20 protein-coding genes and 1 tRNA gene are annotated in these 21,768 nt (G+C 66.4%); 7 read left to right on the top strand and 14 right to left on the bottom strand.

Annotated elements, in window-relative coordinates:
* The 4 genes from lolB (at position 1) to ACOOHP_RS04155 (ending at position 2,787) form a co-directional block, all read left to right on the top strand.
* On the top strand, positions 1-651 hold the full coding sequence (gene lolB / locus ACOOHP_RS04170) for a lipoprotein insertase outer membrane protein LolB (RefSeq protein ID WP_420465198.1): 651 nt from the start codon (positions 1-3) through the stop codon (positions 649-651).
* A 25-nt stretch (positions 652-676) separates the two neighbouring features.
* On the top strand, positions 677-1,549 hold the full coding sequence (gene ispE, locus ACOOHP_RS04165; protein WP_420465197.1) for a 4-(cytidine 5'-diphospho)-2-C-methyl-D-erythritol kinase: 873 nt from the start codon (positions 677-679) through the stop codon (positions 1,547-1,549).
* A gap of 50 nt (positions 1,550-1,599) precedes the next feature.
* A tRNA-Gln gene (locus tag ACOOHP_RS04160) sits at positions 1,600-1,674 on the top strand.
* Positions 1,675-1,833: 159 nt separating this feature from the next.
* On the top strand, positions 1,834-2,787 hold the full coding sequence (locus tag ACOOHP_RS04155; protein WP_420465196.1) for a ribose-phosphate diphosphokinase: 954 nt from the start codon (positions 1,834-1,836) through the stop codon (positions 2,785-2,787).
* Positions 2,788-3,246: 459 nt separating this feature from the next.
* Here the strand turns inward: ACOOHP_RS04155 and der are convergent, their stop codons facing one another.
* The 11 genes from der to ACOOHP_RS04100 all read right to left on the bottom strand — a co-directional run bounded on the left by der (position 3,247) and on the right by ACOOHP_RS04100 (position 14,384).
* Positions 3,247-4,638, bottom strand: coding sequence for a ribosome biogenesis GTPase Der (gene der / locus ACOOHP_RS04150; protein ID WP_420465195.1), 1,392 nt, complete (start codon positions 4,636-4,638; stop codon positions 3,247-3,249).
* Positions 4,639-4,645: 7 nt separating this feature from the next.
* Positions 4,646-5,821, bottom strand: a complete 1,176-nt coding sequence (gene bamB, locus ACOOHP_RS04145; RefSeq protein WP_420465194.1) for an outer membrane protein assembly factor BamB — start codon at positions 5,819-5,821, stop codon at positions 4,646-4,648.
* The gene (locus tag ACOOHP_RS04140; RefSeq protein WP_420465193.1) at positions 5,818-6,459 is read right to left on the bottom strand and encodes a YfgM family protein; all 642 of its coding nucleotides are present in this window, start codon (positions 6,457-6,459) and stop codon (positions 5,818-5,820) included. Before ACOOHP_RS04140 ends, bamB begins: the two co-directional genes overlap by 4 nt.
* A gap of 18 nt (positions 6,460-6,477) precedes the next feature.
* Complete coding sequence (gene hisS / locus ACOOHP_RS04135; RefSeq protein WP_420465192.1) at positions 6,478-7,758, bottom strand: histidine--tRNA ligase; 1,281 nt, start codon at positions 7,756-7,758, stop codon at positions 6,478-6,480.
* Complete coding sequence (gene ispG / locus ACOOHP_RS04130) at positions 7,755-8,855, bottom strand: flavodoxin-dependent (E)-4-hydroxy-3-methylbut-2-enyl-diphosphate synthase (RefSeq protein WP_420466942.1); 1,101 nt, start codon at positions 8,853-8,855, stop codon at positions 7,755-7,757. Before ispG ends, hisS begins: the two co-directional genes overlap by 4 nt.
* A gap of 21 nt (positions 8,856-8,876) precedes the next feature.
* Positions 8,877-9,854 (bottom strand): helix-turn-helix domain-containing protein, encoded by a 978-nt coding sequence (locus ACOOHP_RS04125; RefSeq protein WP_420465191.1) that lies wholly within the window; start codon positions 9,852-9,854, stop codon positions 8,877-8,879.
* Entirely contained in the window at positions 9,851-10,639 is a 789-nt protein-coding gene (gene pilW / locus ACOOHP_RS04120; RefSeq protein WP_420465190.1) for a type IV pilus biogenesis/stability protein PilW, read from the bottom strand. Before pilW ends, ACOOHP_RS04125 begins: the two co-directional genes overlap by 4 nt.
* Positions 10,636-11,781, bottom strand: coding sequence for a 23S rRNA (adenine(2503)-C(2))-methyltransferase RlmN (gene rlmN / locus ACOOHP_RS04115; protein WP_420465189.1), 1,146 nt, complete (start codon positions 11,779-11,781; stop codon positions 10,636-10,638). Before rlmN ends, pilW begins: the two co-directional genes overlap by 4 nt.
* Before the next feature lie 37 nt (positions 11,782-11,818).
* Positions 11,819-12,250 carry a nucleoside-diphosphate kinase gene (gene ndk / locus ACOOHP_RS04110; RefSeq protein WP_420465188.1) on the bottom strand — a complete coding sequence of 144 codons (432 nt, stop codon included), beginning with the start codon at positions 12,248-12,250 and terminating at the stop codon, positions 11,819-11,821.
* Between the two features lie 118 nt (positions 12,251-12,368).
* A complete protein-coding gene (gene lgt / locus ACOOHP_RS04105; RefSeq protein ID WP_420465187.1) occupies positions 12,369-13,160 on the bottom strand; it encodes a prolipoprotein diacylglyceryl transferase in 792 nt (263 codons plus the stop codon).
* A 39-nt stretch (positions 13,161-13,199) separates the two neighbouring features.
* Positions 13,200-14,384 (bottom strand): class I SAM-dependent rRNA methyltransferase, encoded by a 1,185-nt coding sequence (locus tag ACOOHP_RS04100; RefSeq protein ID WP_420465186.1) that lies wholly within the window; start codon positions 14,382-14,384, stop codon positions 13,200-13,202.
* Between the two features lie 90 nt (positions 14,385-14,474).
* On the opposite strand from ACOOHP_RS04100, the gene ACOOHP_RS04095 reads away from it, so the two are divergent.
* Positions 14,475-15,218, top strand: a complete 744-nt coding sequence (locus ACOOHP_RS04095; RefSeq protein ID WP_420465185.1) for a hypothetical protein — start codon at positions 14,475-14,477, stop codon at positions 15,216-15,218.
* Positions 15,219-15,308: 90 nt separating this feature from the next.
* Here the strand turns inward: ACOOHP_RS04095 and ACOOHP_RS04090 are convergent, their stop codons facing one another.
* The 3 genes from ACOOHP_RS04090 to ACOOHP_RS04080 all read right to left on the bottom strand — a co-directional run bounded on the left by ACOOHP_RS04090 (position 15,309) and on the right by ACOOHP_RS04080 (position 19,910).
* Positions 15,309-16,625, bottom strand: coding sequence for an adenylate/guanylate cyclase domain-containing protein (locus ACOOHP_RS04090; RefSeq protein WP_420465184.1), 1,317 nt, complete (start codon positions 16,623-16,625; stop codon positions 15,309-15,311).
* Positions 16,622-17,914, bottom strand: a complete 1,293-nt coding sequence (locus ACOOHP_RS04085; RefSeq protein WP_420465183.1) for an adenylate/guanylate cyclase domain-containing protein — start codon at positions 17,912-17,914, stop codon at positions 16,622-16,624. The genes ACOOHP_RS04090 and ACOOHP_RS04085 overlap by 4 nt, the downstream gene beginning before the upstream one ends.
* 175 nt (positions 17,915-18,089) lie before the next feature.
* Positions 18,090-19,910, bottom strand: a complete 1,821-nt coding sequence (locus tag ACOOHP_RS04080; RefSeq protein WP_420465182.1) for a monovalent cation:proton antiporter-2 (CPA2) family protein — start codon at positions 19,908-19,910, stop codon at positions 18,090-18,092.
* Positions 19,911-20,171: 261 nt separating this feature from the next.
* On the opposite strand from ACOOHP_RS04080, the gene ACOOHP_RS04075 reads away from it, so the two are divergent.
* Together ACOOHP_RS04075 and ACOOHP_RS04070 are read left to right on the top strand one after the other, a co-directional pair.
* On the top strand, positions 20,172-20,789 hold the full coding sequence (locus ACOOHP_RS04075; RefSeq protein WP_420465181.1) for a type IV toxin-antitoxin system AbiEi family antitoxin domain-containing protein: 618 nt from the start codon (positions 20,172-20,174) through the stop codon (positions 20,787-20,789).
* Positions 20,786-21,760, top strand: a complete 975-nt coding sequence (locus tag ACOOHP_RS04070) for a phospholipase A (RefSeq protein WP_420465180.1) — start codon at positions 20,786-20,788, stop codon at positions 21,758-21,760. The genes ACOOHP_RS04075 and ACOOHP_RS04070 overlap by 4 nt, the downstream gene beginning before the upstream one ends.
* Positions 21,761-21,768: the final 8 nt, after the last annotated feature.

The following is a 21,768-nucleotide window of genomic DNA, read 5'->3' as shown; positions in this document are numbered from 1 at the left end:
ATGATCCGCGCCCTCGTCCTGACCGTGTGTCTGGCGGTGCTGCCCGGCTGTGCGCTGCTGCGCACGCCACCGCCGGAGCCGGCCAGCGGCGGCCAGGTGCAGCGCTTGTGGCTGCAGCGCGCGAATCTGCTGTCGGTGGTGACCACGTTCACGGTGCAGGGCCGGGTGGCCAGCAGTGCGGTGGGCTTCAAGGCCGACCTGCGCTGGAAACAGTTCGCCGACGACCATTTCGAAATGCGCGTGGCCGGCCCCTTCGGCGCGCGCGCGGCGGAGTTGTCGGGCACGCCCGAGCGCGTGCGGGTGCGGACCGGCCAGGATCAGCCCGAGGTCACCACCGATCCCGAAATCTGGCTGCAGGAGGCGATCGGCGTGCGGCTGCCGGTGCGCGGTCTGCGCTGGTGGGCGCTGGGATTGCCCGACCCGGCAGCGCCGCACCAACTCAGCCTGGACGCCGCCGGCCGCGCGCTGCGGATCGAGCAGAATGGCTGGGTACTCGATTACATCGAATATCTTCCGGGCGGGCTGCTTGCCCTGCCGCGTCGCATCGACGCCAGCGACGGCAACACCCGTGTCATCGTGCTGGCAGACCAATGGCGTGAACTGGCGCCGCTGCCGGACGAGCTGGCAGCCGACGTGCTGCCCGACAACTAAGAACCCCACCTTCCTGCGCCGGAACATGTCGCGCTTTCCTTCCGAAGTCCCTCTGACCGCCGAATTTCCCTGGCCGGCGCCCGCCAAGATCAACCTGTTCCTGCACGTGGTCGGGCGGCGCGCCGACGGCTATCACGAGCTGCAGACGGTCTTTCAGTTTCTCGATCACGGCGACACCCTGTTCATCCGCCCGCGCGGCGACGGTGTGTGTCAGCGCGAACCGGAGATCCCCGGCATCGCGCAGGAGCGCGACATGAGCGTGCGCGCCGCGCGCCTGCTCAGCCAGGCCAGCGGCTGCGGCCTGGGCGCCGACATCCGCCTGGAGAAGCGCCTGCCACTGGGTGGCGGGCTGGGCGGCGGCTCCAGCAACGCCGCCACCACCCTGGTGGCGCTCAATCGCCTGTGGAATCTGGGACTGACGCGCGACGAGCTGGCCACGATCGGCCTGCGCCTGGGGGCCGACGTACCGATCTTCATCCACGGCCACGCCAGCTTTGCCGAAGGCATCGGCGAAAAGCTCAGCCATCTGGAATTGCCCGAACCCTGGTTCCTGGTGGTGACGCCGCCGGTGCAGGTGGTGACCCGCGAAATCTTCGAGGCGCCCGAACTCAAGCGCGACACGCCGCGCCTGACCCTGCGCCAGTTCCGCGCCGGATCCAGCACCCGCAACGACTGCGAGCCGGTCACACGCGCGCGTCATCCGCAGGTCGGCGAAGCGCTGGAGCGCCTGGCGCGGTTTGCTCCCGCGCGGATGACCGGCACCGGCGCTTCGGTGTACGCCGCGTTCGCCTCGCGCCCGGAAGCGCTGATGGCGCGTTCGGCGATGCCGGCGAACTGGTCCGGCTTCATCGCGCGCGGACTCAACGAATCGCCGCTTGCGCGCCTGCGCGCCGGCTAAGCGGCCCGCAGTCGAGGCTATAATCTTGTGCGTTGTCGGCAGATAACCGGTGGGGCGTAGCCAAGTGGTAAGGCAACGGGTTTTGATCCCGTCATTCCTAGGTTCGAATCCTAGCGCCCCAGCCATTGCGTTTTCGTCAGCAGCGAAGCGGCTTGCGAGAACCAAGGTCCCCGAGAGCCATGCGCGGGGCCCCGCCTCGCGGCAGACGCGGCGTTTCACCACTGGACTCCCGCCTGCGCGGGTGTGACGTCAACGCAAGATCAACGCTCACCACGAAGACCCCGATGGCCGAATCCTCCTTGATGCTGTTCACCGGCAACGCCAATCCGCAACTGGCGCAGGAGATTGCCAACTACATGCGCATTTCCTTGGGCAAGGCCATGGTCGGCCGTTTCTCCGACGGCGAGGTGCAGATCGAGATCCTGGAAAACGTGCGCGGCAAGGACGTGTTCGTCATCCAGCCGACCTGCGCGCCGACCAACGACAACTTCATGGAACTGGTGATGATGCTGGATGCATTCAAGCGCGCCTCGGCCGCCCGCATCACTGCCGTGATCCCCTACTTCGGCTACGCCCGCCAGGATCGCAGGCCGCGCTCCACGCGCGTGCCGATCAGCGCCAAGGTGGTGGCCGACATGATCGGCGAGTGCGGCGCCGACCGCGTGCTCACCGTGGACCTGCACGCCGACCAGATCCAGGGCTTCTTCGACATTCCGGTCGACAACGTCTATGCCAGCCCGGTGCTGCTCGGCGACATCTGGCGCCAGAAGTACGACAACCTCATCGTGGTGTCGCCCGACGTCGGCGGCGTGGTGCGCGCCCGTGCGGTGGCCAAGCGTCTGGACGACGCCGACCTGGCCATCATCGACAAACGCCGCCCGCGCCCCAACGAGGCCAAGGTGATGAACATCATCGGTGACGTGCGCGGCAAGACCTGCGTGCTGGTCGACGATCTGGTCGATACCGCCGGAACCCTCGGCCAGGCGGCCGGTGCGCTCAAGGATGCCGGCGCGGTCAAGGTGGTGGCGTATGTCACCCACCCGGTGCTGTCGGGCCCGGCGGTGACCAACATCATGAACTCGCGACTGGACCAGCTGGTGGTCACCGACACCATTCCGCTGTCGCCCGCCGCCGAGGCCTGCCCCAAGATCCGGCAGCTTTCGATCGGAGGACTGATGGCGGAGACGATTCGCCGCGTCAGCGCCGAAGAATCGGTGTCGTCGCTGTACATCGACTGAGGCTCGCAAACCGGCAGCAGGCGGCGAACCCCGCCGCTCGCGTTGCCGTCGATCCCGCCTGCGGCGGGCCCCTCGACGGGGCGCTCACGTCGATACCCGCCCCGTCAGCGCCGAAGAATCGGTGTCGTCGCTGTACATCGACTAAGGCTCGCAAACCGGCAGCAGGCGGCGAATCCCGCCGCTCGCATCGAAGTGCCCGGTTTCCGCACGACCCCCGTAGGGCGGCCCGTGGCCGCCGTCCTTGCCTGATGGAAGAAACCGGCGGCCGGTCCGACCTCGTCGATGGCGGGTTCGCGCCACCTTGCCGACAGCCGACCTCGCCGCGGGGCGACCTGCACCACGACACGGTTGTTGGCGTTCTGTGCCCGACCTGGCCTGATGGCAGGAGAGTCGGATGCGGAGCCGGGTCGCGGTCGACAGGATTCGTGAGTGCGCCGTGCACGATGGCGGCGACGACCTTCAGTGCCAGCGATCGATCATCCGCTTGCGACTCGCGATCTGCCGCGGGGTGAGCTTGTTCTTCTTGTCCTTGAACGGATTGTCGCCGGTCTTGAACTCGACCTGCAGCGGCACGCCTTTGAGTTTGAAGGCCGCGCGGAATTCGTTGACCAGATAGCGGCGATAGGCGACCGGCAATTTTTCGGTCTGGTTGCCGTGGATCAACACCTTGGGCGGGTTGCTGCCCGACTGATGGGCATAACGCAGCTTGATGCGCCGGCCCAGCACCGCCGGCGGGTTGTGCGCATCCACCGAGCGCTCGAGGATGCGGGTCAGTTCCGGTGTCGGCATCTCGATGGTGGCGCCCAGAAAGGCCTGCTGCACATCGATCATCAGCTCGCCCAGGCCCGACCCGTGGCGCGCGGAGATGTAATGGACCGGCACGTAGTCGAGGTAGGGCATCTTGAGCCCAACCTGGTAACGCACCTGATCGCGTTCGTCGTACTTCAGGTGATCCCATTTGTTGACCGCCAGCACCATGGCACGGCCGCGCTCGGCAACCAGACCCATCAGCCGCGCGTCCTGCTCGCCGATGTCGTGCTGCGCGTCCACCACCACGATCACCACGTGCGCCTGCTCCACCGCCTGCAGGGTCTTGATGACCGAAAACTTCTCGATCACCTCTTCGACGCGCGAACGGCGTCGCACGCCGGCGGTGTCGATCAACACGAAGGCCTTGCCCTCGTACTCGAACGGCACGCGAATGGCATCGCGCGTGGTCCCGGGCTGGTCGGCGGCGACCACGCGCTCCTCGCCGATCAGGCGATTGACCAAGGTGGACTTGCCGACGTTGGGCCGGCCGACGATGGCCACGCGCACCTCGTCGTCGTTCAGCGGCTGTTCTTCCACCGGCGCCACGTCGGCCAGAATGTTGCGCAGCAACGCGGCGATGCCATCGCCATGCTGCGCCGACACCGGCAGCGGCTCGCCCAGGCCGAGTTCGTAGAACTCGCTGGCGGCGCTGGGCTTGTGGTGGCCTTCGGCCTTGTTGACCAGCAAGGTCAGCGGCTTGCCGGTACGACGCAGCAGGCGCGCGATCTCGGCGTCGGAGGCATGGCGTCCGGCCTGCAGATCGGTCAGAAAAAGAATATGGCTGGCCTCTTCCAGGGCCAGGCGCGCCTGGTCTTCGGCCAGGCCGGCCAACGGGTCCGCCGACTCCGGCATCAGACCCCCGGTGTCCACCACCACGAAACGTCGGTTCTCGAAACTGCCGCAGCCGTACTGGCGGTCGCGGGTCAGGCCGGCAAAGTCCGCCACCAGCGCGTCGCGGGTGCCGGTGAGGCGGTTGAACAGGGTCGACTTGCCGACATTGGGCCGGCCGACGAGGACGATCACGGGCAGGCCGGTGGACATCAAGAGCCTACGATCCGTCGCTACGCGTTTCGAAAGCGGTGATGCGACCGAAGGCGTTGGTCACGTACAGGCGCTCTTCGTCGGCGACCGGCGCCATCAGGATGGGATCCGAGCCGGCGCGGGTGCGCGCCACCACGGTGCCGGTGCCGGGATCGAGCCAGTGCAGGTAGCCTTCGAAATCGCCCACCACCACGTGGCCGTTGTAGTACGCCGGACCGGACAGGCTGCGGTACTGCAGACCTTCCTGCTTCCAGGCCGCCGCGCCGGTGGCCAGGTCCAGCGCCCACACCACGCCGGCTTCGTCGCTGGCGAACAGTTTGTCGGCGGACACCGCCATGTTGGCGTAGCTGCGGATGGCGCGACGCCACTGCACCTGCCCGGATTCGAAATTCAGGCAAGCCAGTTCGCCTCCGAAGCTGGCGGCAACGACGCAGGTCTGGGTATCGATCAGATCGCCGTCGACGTCGGTGATGCGCTCCAGCTCGGTACGCCCGGAAGGTGCCGCCACCACCTGCTCCCACTGCGGCAGGCCATCGGCCAGGTTGAGGCTGGCAACGCGGCCGTTGTCCATGCCGATGATGGCGCGTCCACCACCCACCAGCGGCGCCGAATTGCCGCGCAACACCAGACTGGGCACGCCGCGATCGAAGTTCCACACCGGCTGGCCCTGCGCCGAGGTGAGCCCGAACACGCGACCGTCCACCGACCGTACCACCACGGTATCGCCCTCGGCGACCGGCGGACCCATGACCTCGCTGGACACGGTCTGACGCCACTGCTCGCTGCCGTCGGAGCGCTGCAGCGCGATGACTTCGGCATCCAGGGTGCCCAGCAGCACGGTGTCGCCCGACACGGTGGGCCCGGAGATGACGCGCGAATCGGTATCGGCGCGCCACAGCAGCTTTCCGCTGTCGCGGGCGTAGGCGAACACGCGGCCGTCGACGTCTGCGGTGTACAGCGCGTCGGGTTCGAGTTGCAGGCGCAGGCCCGATACGTGGCCGTCGCTGCCGCTGCCGGCACGCGCGCGCCAGACCGCCTTGGGCTTGAGCTCGGAATTGGAAATGTCCTGCAGCGGCATCGGCTCGCGCACCGAGCTTTTCTTGCCCGAGCAGGCCACCAGCGCCAGCACGACGCTCAGGCATACGGCGCCGCGGATCAGGTTGGGGTTTGTGACAGGGTTCATGAGGCGCTACTCGCAACCGTCAGGTTTTCGAATTTCTGTTGCAACAGACTGCGGCCCGCGCCGCTCGGGTCGGTCGCCGCCAGGGCTTTTTCGTAGGCGCTGCGTGCACTCGCAGCATCGCCCCTGGCGAGATGAATATCGCCACGCAATTCCTCGCGCAGACCGGCATAGACGTCGCCGACAGCGTCCAGAACCTGGAGCGCAGCGTCATGCTTGCCACTGGCCAGCAGTACCCGCGCGTGGCGCAGCCGCGCAATGCCGGCCAGCGGCTCGTCGCCGGAGTGCTCTGCCACCCAGGCCAGACGCTCGGCAGCCTGGTCGAGCCTGTCGTCGCGCACCGCACGCTGCGCCAACACCAGCGCGGCCGCCGCCGCGTACGGGCTGCTGGCATGCTTGGCGGCGAGCGCGTCGGCCACCTCAGCGGCATCGTCGAGCCGGTCGGCGTCCACGGACTTGCGCATGTCCTCGTACATCTGCGAGGCATCCTCGGCCTTGGCATCGCGCCAGCGCTTGTAACCCTCCCAGCCGCCGATACCCCCAAACCCGATCGCCAGCCCGCCGACCAGCGCGATCCAGTTTTCCTTCCACCAGGTTTTGAGTTTTTCGAGATCTTCTTCGTCGTCTATGTGAGTCGCCACGGTCGCGCCTTGGTCTGGTTATGCGTGCTTGGGAGGGAACAGACTCGCCAGCAGGGCGGCCAGTTCCGAGCGTGTCGCGGCGACCTGCGGACGGTCCTCGCGTAAAAATTTTACTTGAACGGTGCCTGCAGCGACTTCGTCGTCGCCGATCGCCAGGGCGACGCGAGCGCCCGACTTGTCGGCGCGCTTGAACTGCGCACCAGGCTTGCCCCCACCGACATTGAGCGCCACACGCGCTTTCTGGCCCAGCGCATCGCGTGCAGCTTCGGCCAGCGCCAGGCCCGCGCGCTCGCCCTGCTCGCCGAAGCAACAGACGTACACGTCCGCTTCGGCTGCGAGCGGGGCGGTGCCGAGCTTTTGCAGGAGCAGGATCAGGCGCTCTACCCCGGCCGCCCAGCCCACCGCGGGCGTGGGCGAACCGCCGAGCTGTTCGACCAGCCCGTCATAGCGCCCGCCAGCACAAATCGTTCCCTGCGCACCGAGTTCGGAGGTGATCCACTCGAACACCCCCTTGGTGTAGTAATCGAGTCCGCGCACCAAGCGCGGGTTAACGTGATGCGCGATGTCCAGATCGCTCAATCCCTGGCGCAGACCGTCGAGATGGGCAGCGGAATCCGCATCCAGGTAATCGAGAATGCTGGGCGCGTCCTTCACGATGCTCTGTGTCGCCGGCACTTTTGAATCGAGCACCCGCAGCGGATTGGTCTGCAGACGCTTCCGCGAGTCCTCGTCCAGGCTCGCCTCGTGCCGCGACAGGAACCCGACCAGCGCCGCACGGTAGCGCGTGCGCGTCTCCGGCCCACCTAGGGAGTTGAGCTCCAGCCGTAGATTCCGGAAGCCCAGCGCCTTCCACAGCCGCGCGGTCATCGCGATCAGTTCCACGTCCACGTCCGGACCGGGAATGCCGTAGGCCTCGACGTTGAGCTGATGGAACTGGCGGTAGCGGCCGGCCTGCGGGCGCTCGTAGCGGAACACCGGACCGGCGCACCAGACGCGTTGCTGCTGGTTGTGAAACAGCCCATGCTCGATGCCGGCGCGCACCACGCCGGCGGTGAATTCAGGACGCAGCGCGATGTGCTCGCCGCCGCGATCCTCGAACGCGTACATCTCCTTCTCCACCACATCGGTGACTTCGCCGACCGCGCGCTTGAACAGCGCGATCGACTCGACCACCGGGATGCGCATCTCACGGTAGCCGTAGGCCTCGAACAGGTTACGCGCGGTGTCGAACAGGTGCTGCCAGAGCGCCGAGTCGGCGGGCAGCACGTCGTTGAAGCCGCGGATCGACTGGACCTTCATGCGCTGGCTTTCGCCGCCGCGCGCGCCGCGAGCTTCTCGCGCACCAGCTTTTCGAGCGTGTCGACGAGCACGTCGTTGTGCGCCTTGTGCGCAATCCGCCCGTCGACATAGATCGAATTCGGGTAGCCGCCGGCGACGCCGATGGCCGCCTCGCGCGATTCGCCCGGACCGTTCACCACGCAGCCGATCACCGCCAGATCGATCGATTCTTCGATCTCCTCGAAGCGCGATTCGAGCTCGTTCACCACTTTCACCACGTCGAAGTTCTGCCGCGAGCAACTCGGGCAGGCGACCAGGTTGATGCCGCGCGAACGCAGGTGCAGGGATTTGAGAATGTCCCAGCCGACCTTCACTTCCTCGACCGGATCGGCGGCGAGCGACACGCGCAGGGTGTCGCCGATGCCGTCGGCCAGAATCATCCCGAGGCCGATCGCCGACTTCACCGAACCGTTGCGCAGCCCACCCGCCTCGGTGATGCCCAGATGCAGCGGCTGATCGATCAGCTTCGACAGCTTGCGGTAGGCCTGCACGGTCATGAAGACCTCGCTGGCCTTCAGCGAGACCTTGAAGTCCTCGAAGTTGTGGCGCTTGAGGATCTCGATGTGGCGCAGCGCAGATTCGACCAGTGCGTCTGCATTCGGCTCGCCATATTTTTCCTGCAGGTCGCCTTCGAGCGAACCGGCGTTGACGCCGATGCGGATCGGGATGCCGTGGTGGCGGGCGCAGGCGACCACTTCCTCGACCTTGCGATCCGAACCGATGTTGCCCGGGTTGATACGCAGGCAGTCCGCGCCCATTTCCGCGGCTTTCAGCGCGCACTTGTAGTTGAAGTGCACATCCGCGATCAGCGGCACGTAGCCGACTTCCTTCTTGATCTTGCCGAAGGCTTCGGCGGCGGCAATGGTCGGCGTCGACACCCGCACCATGTCCGCACCGGCCTTCATCGCCGCGCGGATCTGCGCGACGGTGGCCTCGACATTTTCGGTATCGGTGTTGGTCATGGTCTGCACCGAGATCGGCGCGTCACCACCCACGGTGACACGGCCCACGCGGATGCTGCGCGTCTGGCGCCGCTCGATCACGTGCTGGGCCTTCATTGCCATGGTGGGCGTCTGTCGTCAGCCACCGGCCGGCGGCACGCTGAACCGCGCGGTGGAATTGCCCTTGACGTAGGGACTGGAATCCACCGGCTGGCCGCCGAACTCCACTTTCACCCCTGGGGCGTTGCCCAGAAACACCGAGTACGGCGGCTGACCATCCAGTTCGCGCCGCTCGCCAGCAGCGATCACGCCGGAGATCATCGAACGCCCGCTGGCGTCCTCCACCCGCGCCCAGGAAATGGCATCGAACACCAGGACCAGCTTGGTCCCCACCGGCGTGGCGGTCGCTGCAGTCGCGGTCTCGGCGGGCGCAGCGGCGCTGCTGCCGGCTGTCGTCGATTCAGCCGACTGCGGTACGGACGCCTGCGGGGCCACCGCAGTAGTGGCCCCATCCGGTGCTGCACCGGTCGGGGCCGGGACAGCGGGATCGATCGGCGTGCCCGTCACCGGCACGCCGGCTTCTGCTTCCAGCGGGGCATCGATGGGCGGCATGGTGTCGGACACCACGGCCTCGCCACTGAGTGGGTCGATCAGGGTCACCGTCGATTCGCCGGGCACTGACGAGGTCGGCGCGGTGTCGCGCAACACCCACACGACGATCGAGATGACGATGGCGGCCAGCGGCGCCAGGACCACCAGTCTGCGCGGCAATCGCGTCGACGTTCCCAGATCGCCGCCGGAGGCCAGCCGCAGCCGCGCCGGCGGCGCCGGCTTGGGTGGCGGTGTGTACATCGATTCGTAGGCTTCGATCAGCGGGTCTTCGGCCAGATCGAGGATGCGCGCGCACTTGCGGTAGTAGCCGCGCACGTAAACCGGTTCGAGCAACTGGTCGAACGCATCGGCCTCCATCGCTTCCAGGGTCGCTTTGGCCAGGCGCGTACGCGAAGCCAGCTCCTCGATGGACATGCCCACGCGCTTGCGGCCGGCACGGATGGCGGAGCCAGGGCTGCCGTAGGAAATGGCGGGAGGTGGAGGTGGCGTTTGTTCGGGACTCATGAGGCAGGTCGAGGCGCGATGTTGAGATGCTCTTCGGACTCGGGAAATGCCGACTTGAGCCGTTGGGCGTAGTCGCTGGCGGCCAGTTCGTCGCCCAGCGCGAATTCCACTTTGGCGCCGATCCACAGGGTCGCCGCAGTCGGCGGCCCGACCCGCTCGTAGCGCTGCAGAAAGGCCCGCGCACGCAGGTAGTCCTTACGCTCGTAATACAACGACGCCATCTGCGCCAGGGCTTCGGCAAAATCGGGTTTGAGCGCGAGCGCTTCGCGAAAGTGCCGCTCGGCGCGGTCCAGATCGGGGATCCGCCGGGCGCAGACACCGGCATTGGTGAATGCCGCTTCGGGCTCGCGGTAATCGGGGTCGGCGGCGGCCTGCAGAAACAGCGCCTCGGCGTCGTCGACACGTTTCTGACCGCACAGAAACACGCCGAAATTATTGCGCGTGTGAGGGTCGCGTGGGTTGAGCTTGAGCGCGCGCTGGAAATGCTCCTCAGCCTTAATCGGATCACGCCGCTGCTGGTAGACGATGGCCAGAGCCGAATGCGCCGGCGCGTAATTGCCGTTCTGCTGCAGCGCGCGCTCGAGCTTTTCCTGCGCCACATCGAACTGACCTTCGCGGGCGTAGGCCACACCCAGTTCGGTGTTCACGCGTGCCGCTTCCTCCATGTCCGCGGGCGCACGCGGCGGCGGCGGCGCGCGTTCGGAAGTGGTGACGCGAGCGCAGCCGGCACTCGCGAGCGCGCATAGCAGAACCACGCTCAGGCCGATGGTACGCCACTCACTCACGCTGCCCTCACGGGGATGTCCGACAAACGCCGCTTCTGCTTGTTGTGGACCTTGCCGACGAGTTGGCCGCAGGCCGCATCGATATCGTCGCCGCGAGTCCTGCGCGTCGTGGCCAGAATGTTCTTGCCGCGAAGAATACCGGCGAAGGCGTCAATGGCTTCCGGTTTGCTGCGCCGGTAGCGCGTTTCCGGAAACGGATTGAACGGGATCAGGTTCACCTTGGCCGGCATCCCATTGAGCAGCCTGGCCAGGTCGCGCGCCAGCGCCGGCGAGTCGTTGACGCCGTCCAGCATCACGTATTCGTAGACGATGTGCATCTTGTGGTCGCGCCCCGCGGTGTAGCGGCGGCAGGCGTCCATCAATTCGGCCACCGGGTACTTGCGGTTGATCGGCACCAGCTCGTCGCGTAGTGCATCGTCGGGCGCGTGCAAGGACACCGCTAGTGCGGTGTCCACGTCCTGGCGCAGCCGGTCCATGAATGGCACCAGACCCGAAGTGGACACGGTAACGCGGCGCTTGCTCAGGCCAAAACCAAAATCGTCCTGAAGGATCTTCACCGCCGGCAGCACGGCGCCGTAATTGGCCAGGGGTTCGCCCATGCCCATGAAGACCACGTTGGAGATGACGCGTTCGGTCTGGAAATTTCCGCCCAAGGCTTTGGCGGCGAACCACACCTGCGCCACGATCTCCGCGGTGTCCAGATTGCGATTGAGGCCCTGCTGGCCGGTGGAGCAGAACGAGCAGTCCATGGCGCAGCCGACCTGCGACGAAATACACAGCGTGCCGCGTTCCTTGTCGGGAATGAACACGGTTTCGATGGCTTGGCCACCACCGACCTTGAGCACCCACTTGCGCGTACCGTCCACCGACTTTTGCTCGCCCAGCAGTTCCGGCGGCGCGACGCGGCAACTCGCTTCCAGCCGCATGCGCAGGTCCTTGGCCAGATTGCTCATCGCGCCGAAGTCGTCGACGCCGCGCCGGTAAATCCACTGCATGATCTGATCGGCACGCCAGGGCTTTTCGCCGATCTCGGCGAAGCGGGCACGCAGGCGCTCGCGATCCATGCCGAACAGGTTGACCCGGGAGACGGGAGACGGGAGACGGGAGACGGGCGCATTCGCGCCCTCCCACCGTTCTGCCATGTTCGTCTCTCGGTTCACGTCTCCCGTCTCCCGGCTTTCAGCGCGTCCGCGGGCACAACTCCGTGCTGCGGAAGAAGAATGCGATCTCGCGCGCTGCGTTCTCGGCGCTGTCCGAGCCGTGTACGGCGTTCTCGTCGATGGAGTCGGCAAAATCGGCGCGGATGGTGCCCGGCGCAGCATTCTTGGGATTGGTGGCGCCCATGATGTCGCGATGCTTGGTCACGGCATTGTCGCCTTCCAGTATCTGCACCATCACCGGTCCGCTGGTCATGAAACTCACCAGATCCTTGAAGAAAGGCCGCTCGCGATGCACTTCGTAGAACGCGCCAGCGTCCTTTTCCGTCAGGTGCAACATGCGCGCCGCCACCACGCGCAGGCCGGCCTGCTCGAAACGACTGTAAATCTGACCGATCACGTTCTTGCCAACCGCGTCGGGTTTGATGATCGATAGGGTGTGTTCAACCGCCATGGCCAAAGATTCCTGTGGTGTGCTTGCCGAAAAGCCTGGAAAGAGCGAGACAGCGGGCCGGCTGAACGGGCCCGAATCAAGCACGAAAGTGTAGCGGTCTATGCCGCAGTGCGGCAATTCAGGCCGCGGGCGCGCGTCGGTAGGCCCAGGCCATCAGCAGCGTACCGCCCAGCATCATCGGCACGCACAGCACCATGCCCATGGTGACCCAGCCGCCGGCCAGGTAGCCGATATGCGCGTCCGGCACCCGCACCAATTCGATCAGCGAGCGGAAAACGCCGTAGAGCACCATGAACAGGCCGCACACCGACGCCGCCGGACGCGGCCGCGAGGTGAACCACCACAGGATGGCCAGCATCACCACGCCTTCCAGGAAGGCTTCGTAGAGCATGCTGGGATGTCTGGGCACACCTTCGGGATCGGTCGGAAACACCACCGCCCAGGGCAGGCTGGACGGGGCGCCCCACAGTTCTGCGTTGATGAAATTGCCGATACGGCCCATCAGCAGACCGAACGGCACCACGATCGCGACGAAATCCATCACATAGAAGAAGGTCAGTTTGCGCGAGCGCGCGTACCACCACACCGCCACCGCCACGCCCAGCAATCCCCCGTGAAAGGACATGCCGCCCTTCCAGATGCGGAAGATCTCGATGGGATCGGCCAGAAAATTCGGCAGGTTGTAGAACAAGGTATAGCCGATGCGTCCGCCCAGGATCACGCCCAGGGCCACGAAAAACAGCAGATCCGACACCGCCGGCGCCGCGAACGGCATATGCCGGGCCTTGCCGCGCTGGATCGCCAGCCACCAGCAGCCGTAAAAGGCGATCAGGTAGGTCAGGCCGTACCAGTGAATCTGCACCGGACCCAGGTCCAGGGCGACGGGGTCGAAGTTGGGGTGAACGAGCATTCGGAAGCGGTTTCCAGTTGGCGGTTTCCAGTTACCAGCTCAAGCGAGGCGGCAGTAGAACGCCTTGAGATAGCGGGTTTCCGGGATCGCCGGGTGTACCGGGTGATCGGGTCCCTGCCCGCCCTGCTCCAGGATCATCAGCCGCCCCTGCGCGTGACGTACCTCGCGCAGCAGCACCCGCTGCAAATCTTCCGGCGCCAGATGAAAGGAGCAAGAACAGGCCACCAGGGTGCCGCCGGGCGCCAGCACCTGCAGCGCCGCGCGGTTGAGCGCGGCGTAGTGCTCCAGGCCGGCCTCGTGGTCCTTCTTGCGCTTGATCAGCGCCGGAGGGTCCACCACCACCACGTCGAACTGGCGACCCTCGGCACGCAGCAGTTTGAGTTGGTCCAGTGCGTCGCCGCGGCGGGCTTCAAGCTCGAATCCGTTGAGCTGCGCGTTGGCCTGCGCCAGGTCCAGCGCTACCTGGGAGCTGTCCACGCAGGTGACGGACTGCGCGCCCGCCGCCAGCGCGCGGACGCCCCATGCGCCGACGTACGAAAACACGTCCAGCACCCGGGCACCGCGCACGTAGCGCGCCAGGCGGTCACGGTTATCGCGCTGGTCATAGAACCAGCCGGTCTTCTGGCCACTGCGCGCCAGCACTTCGAAGCGCACCCCGGACTCGATCACCTGCAGCTTGTCGGGCACCTCGCCCATCGTCTTCACCGTCGCAGGCAGCGCTTCGAGCTCGCGCGCGCCGCCGTCGTTGCGCAGCAGTATCCCGCGGGGCTCGAACAGGCTTTGCAGCGCCTGTACCACCAGCGGCTGCAGGCGGTCCATGCCCGCGGTGGCGACCTGCATCACCAGCACGTCGTCGTAGCGGTCCACCACCAGACCGGGCAGGCCGTCGGACTCGCCGTAGACCAGTCGGTAAAACGGTTCGGGGTAAATCGAATCGCGCAGATCGCGCGCCACGGTGAGACGCCGTAGCACCCAGTCGAGGTCGATCACCGCATCCGCATGCCGCGTCAGCAGGCGCGCGGCAATCAGGCTGTTCGGATTGACATAGGCGGTGCCGACACTTCGCGCCCGCGCATCGACCACGTTGACCAGCTGCCCCGGCGTCAGCCCCTTGAGCGGCGTGCGGGTGGTGTCGACCTCATTGCTGAACACCCAGGCATGGCCCACACGCAGGCGCCGTTCGGCATTGGGGTTGAGGCGCAGCAAGGGCAGAGATTCAGACACGACGGGCGTTGTCACTAGGGCAAGGGCGCGCATTGTGCTACATCTCGCTGCAGGGCCCGGAACGATCACCTGACCCAATCAAGGGGGCACATGAGCAGCGGAGCGAGCAAGGTGGCCGGCATGCTTGTCCTATGGGCACTGTCTGCCTCTAAGGCGATAGCGGAAGAATCATCACTACATGCGGGGGCCTTTGGCCTCAGCGTCGGCACCGGTGGCCTCGGGGTGGACTATGCGCTGCCGCTGAACGCTTATCTGGACCTGCGTGCGGGCTACGACTTCGGCAGCTTGTCGCTGGACCGCGAGGAGGACGGTATCGACTACGACGCCGATCTGGAATTCTCGTCCGGGCGATTGTTGGCGGACTTCAAGCCGTTTCGCGGCGGCTTTCGCATCTCCGCCGGCTACTACACCGGCACGCCGGATCTGGAGTTGGAAGCCCAGGGCCGGGATGACTACGACATCGGCGAGCGCACCTACACCGGCGACGTGCTGTTGCTGGGCGATCTCGATCTGGGCAGCGGCGCGCCCTACCTGGGGCTGGGCTGGGGCGGCACTGCGGGCACTCGCAGCTTCGGCATGAGCTTCGATCTGGGCGTGCTGTTCACCGACAACCCGGAAGTGGCGCTCGCGGTGCCGCGCGGTCGCGCCTGTGACGCCACCGCCAATCCGGGCTGTGACCCGAATGGTGTCGAGAGTTTTGACGTGACCGGCAACTCGCCACAAGCGCAGGTTTTTCGCGCGGAGCTGGATCGCGAACGGCAGAACCTGGAAGACGATGCCCAGGATTACGACCTGTGGCCGATTCTGCGGCTGGGCCTGCATTACCGCTTCTGAGCTTTGAACGATCGATTCCTTCCCCTTCGCGGTCCACGGCGTCGCCGTCCGCGGGGCGCGCAGGCGTCTTTGAAGGCGACTACCAATCCCCTACGCGTCTGATTCCGGCAACGACCATGCCGGCACTTCCTCTTCGACACCCTTGATCCGCAGTGGCGCATGCGCTTGAAGGTCCGCCTTGCCGGCCATTTCCACCGCGCGCGCGTCGATGAGCACCTGATTGTGTTGGGCGCTTTCGCACAAGCGGCAAGCCAGGTTCACAGCGGGGCCCACGGCGGCGTACTCCCAACGCGAGGCAGAGCCGATGATGCCCACCGTCACCAGGCCGCTGGCCACGCCCACGCCGATACCCAGGGGATATTGCGCGGTGCTCCAGCGTCGTGTCACCGCGCCACCGACGGTGCGGATGCGCCGCGCCATCTCGATGCCGCAGCGCGCGTGATGCGCCACCGGCAACGGCGCGCCGACCAGGATCAGGATACCGTCGCCGGCGTAGTCCTTGACGGTGCCGCCGAACTCGGCCACCACCTTACCGACCTCGTCGTAATACTCGCGCAGGGTCTTGATGACGCTGGACGAGGGATGCGCCTGCGCGAACGCGGTGAAGCCGCGCAGGTCGGAACACACCACCGTGATCTCCACCGTGCGGTGCTGTACCGCGTGCTTGAGGCCGCGCTCGCGCACCAGTTTTTCCACCTGCGGCGATAGGAAACGCGCCAGGAACTGGCCGCGCTCGCCCTGCACCATCAGGTATTGCATGGCGCCGATCAGGAACACCATCTGCCCCGCCACCATCAGCAATGCGCCGACCTTGGCCGGCACCAGCAGTCCGATCACGATAAGCGGAAAGCCTACGATGGCCGCCACAATGCGGATACGCTCGGAGCGGTCGGGTCGTGCCATCAGCAGCAGACCGGTGGCCGTGGCTCCGGCGAAGATCGCGACCAGCAAGGGTCCGCCGAAAATCCAGAAGCCCGGCCGCGTCAGCGCGGCGAGATCGTTGACCGCGCCCAGAAATTCGTCACGCCGCAACTCCGGCAACGCCACCCCGGCGACGCCGAACAGCAGGCCGGCGAACTGGCCGGTGCGCAGTAGCGCGTCGCTGAAGCTCACATGCAGATGCTCGGCGTCGATGGTACGGCGTACCCGGCGCACCCACTCCAGCGAGGCCATCACCGCTACCGCGTCGGCCAGTGCCAGCCAGCGCCCCGCGAGCGGCACCGGTCCGTCGCCACCGCTGAGCGGAAGGCTCAGGCCCACCGCGATGCCGAATGCGACGAAGGCCAGCGCCAGCGCACGACTGGTCGGTGCGCGATAATCGGCGCTGATGAAGGCGGCGCCGATGCCCAGGCTCACCAGGGCCACCAGTTGGCTGGGTAACCAGTCGACCGGAATCGCGGCCATCATGCGGGGACGGCATACAGACCGACCGGCTCGGCGAACCCTTTCACCGTCAGCGGCGGACGCGGTTCCATGGCTTCGGTGGGAGCCAGCTGGCGCGTGCGCTCGGCGATCAGGATCTCGCCGCGCGCGGCCTGCTCGCACAGGCGGCACGCCAGGTTCACCGCCGGACCGACCGCGGTGTACTCCAGCGCCGCCGAACCGATGATGCCGACGGTGACGGTCCCGCTGGCCACGCCGACGCCGATGCCCAGATCCCAAGACTCGCGACGCCATTGCGTCGCCAGGCGTTCGCAGGCGCTGCGAATCTGTCGCGCCAGCGCGATCCCGCGTGCAGGGTGGTCTGCCATCGGCAGGGGCGCGCCGACCAGCACCAGCACCCCGTCGCCGGCGTAATCCTTGATGGTGGCGCCATGCGCGGCCACCACCTCGCCAACGGCGTCGTAGTACTCGCGCAGCACCCGTAGCACGTCCGCCGAAGGATGGGTGGCGGCAAAGGGACTGAAGCCTCGCAAATCGGCGCACACCACGGTGATCTCCAACTGGTTTTCCTGCATCGCCCGTTGCAGCCCACGCTCGGCGACCAGCCGCGCCACGTCCGGCGACAGGAAGCGCGCCATGAACTGGCCGCGCTGGCCCTGCGCCATGTAGTAATGCACCGAGCCGATCAGCAGAATGATCTCGCCGATCACGCAGCTCACCGCCGCCAGATCGTGCGGCAATACGAAGCCCATCAGAAAGAACGGCACCGCAAATGCCATCGCCAGCACGCGCAGCTTCTCGATGCGATCCGGCCGCCGCCGCAGCAGCAGCACGATGCCCACCAGACCGGTCAGCGCCGCGATCTCGATGGGCGCGGCGAACAGCCAGAACTGCCAGTCCTGCAACGATTCGGGCCGCATCGCTGCGCGGAAGAAATACTGCACGCGCAGCTCCGGCGCCAGGATCGCAAACACGCTGTACAGCGCCGCACTGATCTGCCCGACGCGCAAGGTGCGATCACCGAACCGGGTGTTGAGATTGGCCGCCGCCGGCAAGGTGCGGCGCACGCGCAGCAACCATTCCAGCATCGCCATCAGCGCCAGCGACTCGGGAATCGCCAGCCAGCCCGACCACGCGGGCGGCCGTGCAGCCAGATCGATCAGCGACACATTGAGAAAGATGGCCACGCCGGTGGCGCCCAGCGATACCGCCAGTGCCTGCGAGGTGCGCGAGGCCGCGTCCACGCTCAGAAAAGCCAGCGCCATGCCCAAGGCGATCAGCGATACCAGCGTGTGCAGGGAGATTTCGAACATGGGCGGATCACCAAGCGTCAGCGATTATCCCGGAATCGCGGCCGGTTGGCGGCTGGCCCGGCCAAACGCGTTTGCCCCGGATTTACGCGGACCAGCACGGAAGAAATGCACGAGCCATCGCGGGCCTCTGTCCGTTTTGATCCGCGTCGATCAGTGTCGATCCTTGGCAAGAAACTCAGCTTGGCGGCTCCGCGCCGGTCACCGCAGCGGTTTCCGCACTCAGCGCTTCACCGCTTTGCCTCGGCGCGGTCAGCGGCTGCGGCTTCATGCGGTTGCTGTGCAGCAGGTCCACGCCGGCGCGCAGGCCGCCATTGAATTGCAACTGCAGACGCTCGGCGTCGCGACGGCGCAGGTCGGCGGCGATCTCGGCGGCCTCGTCGTCCGGCACCCCGAGCAGGCGCAGCGCGGCCTGGCCGAACAGGCTGGCGGATTCGTAAATCTCGCGCACCTGGAAGTTCACCCCCACTTCCATCAGCTTGAGCGCATGCTGCCGATCGATCGCGCGCACCAGCAGCTTGGCATGCGGGAAGTCACGCTTCACCGTTTCCACAATCCGCAGTGTGGCCTCGGGTTGATTGACACACACGGCGATGGCGCGTGCCTTGTGGGCCCCTGAGGCGTGCAGAACGTCGGTCCGCGTGCCGTCGCCGTAATAGACCTTGAAGCCAAACCCGGCGGCGCTGCGGATCATCTCGACGTCGTAGTCGATGATGGACACGTCCAGCCCGCGGGCCAGCAACGCCTGGCTGGCGACCTGACCAAAGCGGCCGAACCCGATCATCAGCACGCTGCCTTCCAGGTTCTCCGCCCTGTCGACGCCATCCATCGAGGCGGTCTCGCGCGGCAGCAGCCAACGCAGGGTCATGACCGCCAGCGGCGTCAGCGCCATCGACAGAATCACCACCGCGGTGAACACCGCCAGGTTCGGCGCATCGAGTACGCCAGCCGCGGCACCGGCGGCGTAGAGCACGAAGGCGAACTCGCCGCCCTGCGCCATTAGCACCGTGCGGTGCGCACCGTCGCCGTGCGTGCCGCCGAACATGCGCGCGACCGCGTAGATGCCCACGCCTTTGACCAGCATGAACGCGAGCACGAACAGGCCGATCTGCGTCCAATGCGTGGCGAACACGCTGAGGTCCAGCGCCATGCCCACACCGAGAAAGAACAGCCCCAGCAGGATGCCGCGAAACGGTTCGATATCGGCTTCGAGCTGGTGACGGAAGGTGGACTCGGACAGCAGCACGCCGGCCATGAACGCGCCCATCGCCATCGACAGCCCGCCCCATTGCATCAGCAGCGCCGAGCCCAGCACCACCAGCAGCGCGGCCGCCGTCATCACCTCGCGGGCGTGGGCCGCCGCCAGCACGCGAAACATCGGGTTGAGTAGCCAGCGGCCGGCGCCGAACAGACCGGCGATGGCCACCAGCGCCAGCCCCACGCTGACCCAGCGCGACCCTTGGGCGACGTCGGCCGCCCCCAGCAGCGCCACCGTGGCCAGCAGCGGCACGATCGCCAGGTCTTCCAGCAGCAGCACCGACACGATGCGCTGGCCGCGCGGTGTGGAGGTCTCGCCGCGCTCGTCCAGCAGCATCATCACGGTGGCGGTGGAGGTCATCACGAATCCCATCGCGGCGACAAAAGCCACCGGCGGGCTCAGGCCCACGATTAGACCCACGCCGGTCAGCATCAAGCCGCAGATCGCCACCTGGGCCAGACCCAGTCCGAAGATCTCGCGACGAAGGCTCCACAACCGCGAGGGTTGCATCTCCAGACCGATCACGAACAGAAACATCACCACGCCCAACTCAGCCACGTGCAGGATCGCCAGCGGGTCGGTGAACAGCCCGATGCCGAACGGCCCGATCACCAGCCCTGCGGCCAGGTAGCCCAGCACCGAACCCAGGCCCAACCGCTTGAACAGAGGCACCGCGACCACACCGGCGGCCAGTAAGGCCACCACCCGAACCAGATCGTTACCGTGCGCCTCGACCGCCATGTCGCTCCCCTTGCGCGTCGCCCTCAAGCCCCTTTGGCTGCGGCGTGGATGATGGAGAAGTTATGCCGCGAATGCAGCGCGAGCACAGCCACGCGATCCAGGACCGCAGACCGTGGGGTTCAGTTTCCAGGCTTGGAAAGCCCATCTCTACGCATCTTAAAGTGTCACTTAGTTGATGTTAAATAATTAGTTATAGATATTTCTTGCAACACTTTCTAACTTGTGCTGAAGTATTTGCACTTAACCAAAGAGTTCACGCTCTTGCACACCCGCGTCGACGAACCGAGCAAGTCCGAGCGCATCGTCGAACTGGCGGGCCAGCTCGGCGTACTGCGTCCCAAGGACCTCGCGGCGCAAGGCATACAGGCGGAGTACCTGCGCCGCGCCTGCGACAAGGGCGTCATCAAGAAAGTGGGACGCGGCAGCTACGTGCTGTCCGCCAAGGAGGTCAACCCCGAGCTGACCTTGGCCATTGTCGCCCGCGCGGTGCCCAACGGGGTGCTGTGCCTGGCTTCGGCGCTGGCCTTTCATCGTCTTGGGGAGACGCCTCGCAACGAGGTGTTTGTCGCGATAGAACGGCGCGCGGCACGGCCGCGGCTGGACTACCCGGTGCTGCGCATCGCCCGCCTCGGCGGCGAAGCCTTCACCGAAGGCGTCGAAACCCACCCGATCGAAGGCGTGCAGATTCGTGTCTACACGCTGGAGAAAACCCTGGCCGACCTGTTCAAGTTCCGCAACAAGATCGGCCCCCATATCGCGGTGGATGCGCTGCGCGCTGCGCTGCAGACCCGCCGGGTCAAGCAGGACCGGCTCTGGCATTACGCACGTCTGTGCCGGGTTGAGCGCGTCATGAAACCCTATGTGGATGCGCTGGCATGAGCCACCGTAGGTTCGCGGCGCTGGGCGCGGCGCTGATGCTCTGGTGCGGCGGTTTGTGGGCGCAGGCCGTATCCGGCGCCATCGAAGCCGCGCCCGAGTCGGCCCAGCCGACGCTGGAGGCGGACCACAACGCGGAGCCCCTGAAACCTTCGAGCTGGCTGTACTGCGAAGACGGCAGCGATCGGTCGCACGGATGGCTGCGCCACTTCGCGAGCGACGAGATCGCCAGCAGCGTGTTCGGCCCGCACTGCGACGTCGGCTGGCACAAGCCCATCTTCATCCTGCCCTACAGCTATTCGCGCGACTACGAGGGCAAGCGCACCGAAACCCTGTTCCAGGTCAGCGCCAAGCTGCGCCCCATCGGCCTGCCGATCTATTTCGCCTACTCGCAGCGTTCGTTCTGGTCGCTATACGACGAGTCACGCTCGCGCCCCTTCCGCGAGACCGTCTACAACCCGGAAGTGTTCTGGCGCTGGTTCCCGCCGCAGGACCTGGGCGGTCTGGGCGGAGACCTCAAACGCGACTTCATATGGGGCGCGGACCTGGGCTACGAGCATGAATCCAACGGCCAGGACATCCCCGATTCGCGCTCCTGGGATAGGCTCTACGTTGCACCCTTCATCGAACGCGGCGGCACCGCGGTGCAGCTCAAGGTCTGGTTCCGCTTTCCCGAGGATCGCAAGAAAGACGAGAACGATGCGCGTGGCGACGACAACCCCGACATCGAACGCCACTACGGCTATGGCGAGCTGCACCTGTACCGCCGCATCGGCGACCGTCGTCGTCTGCACCTGATGCTGCGCGGCAATCCGTCCACCGGTCACGGCGCGTTGCAATTGCAGCACGACTGGCGCATCGCCGACGGCGACCTTTTCTGGCACGCCTACCTTTGGCACGGCTACGGCGAAAGCCTGATGGATTACGACGACAGCGTCACCCGCATCGGGGTAGGGTTTTCGATGTCGCGCTGAGGTTGCGC

This window comes from Panacagrimonas sp. (assembly GCF_965216805.1).
GTDB lineage: Bacteria > Pseudomonadota > Gammaproteobacteria > Nevskiales > Nevskiaceae > Panacagrimonas.
The sequence above is the reverse complement of the archived record's forward strand: the minus strand, read 5'-3'. Positions and strand labels throughout refer to the sequence as shown.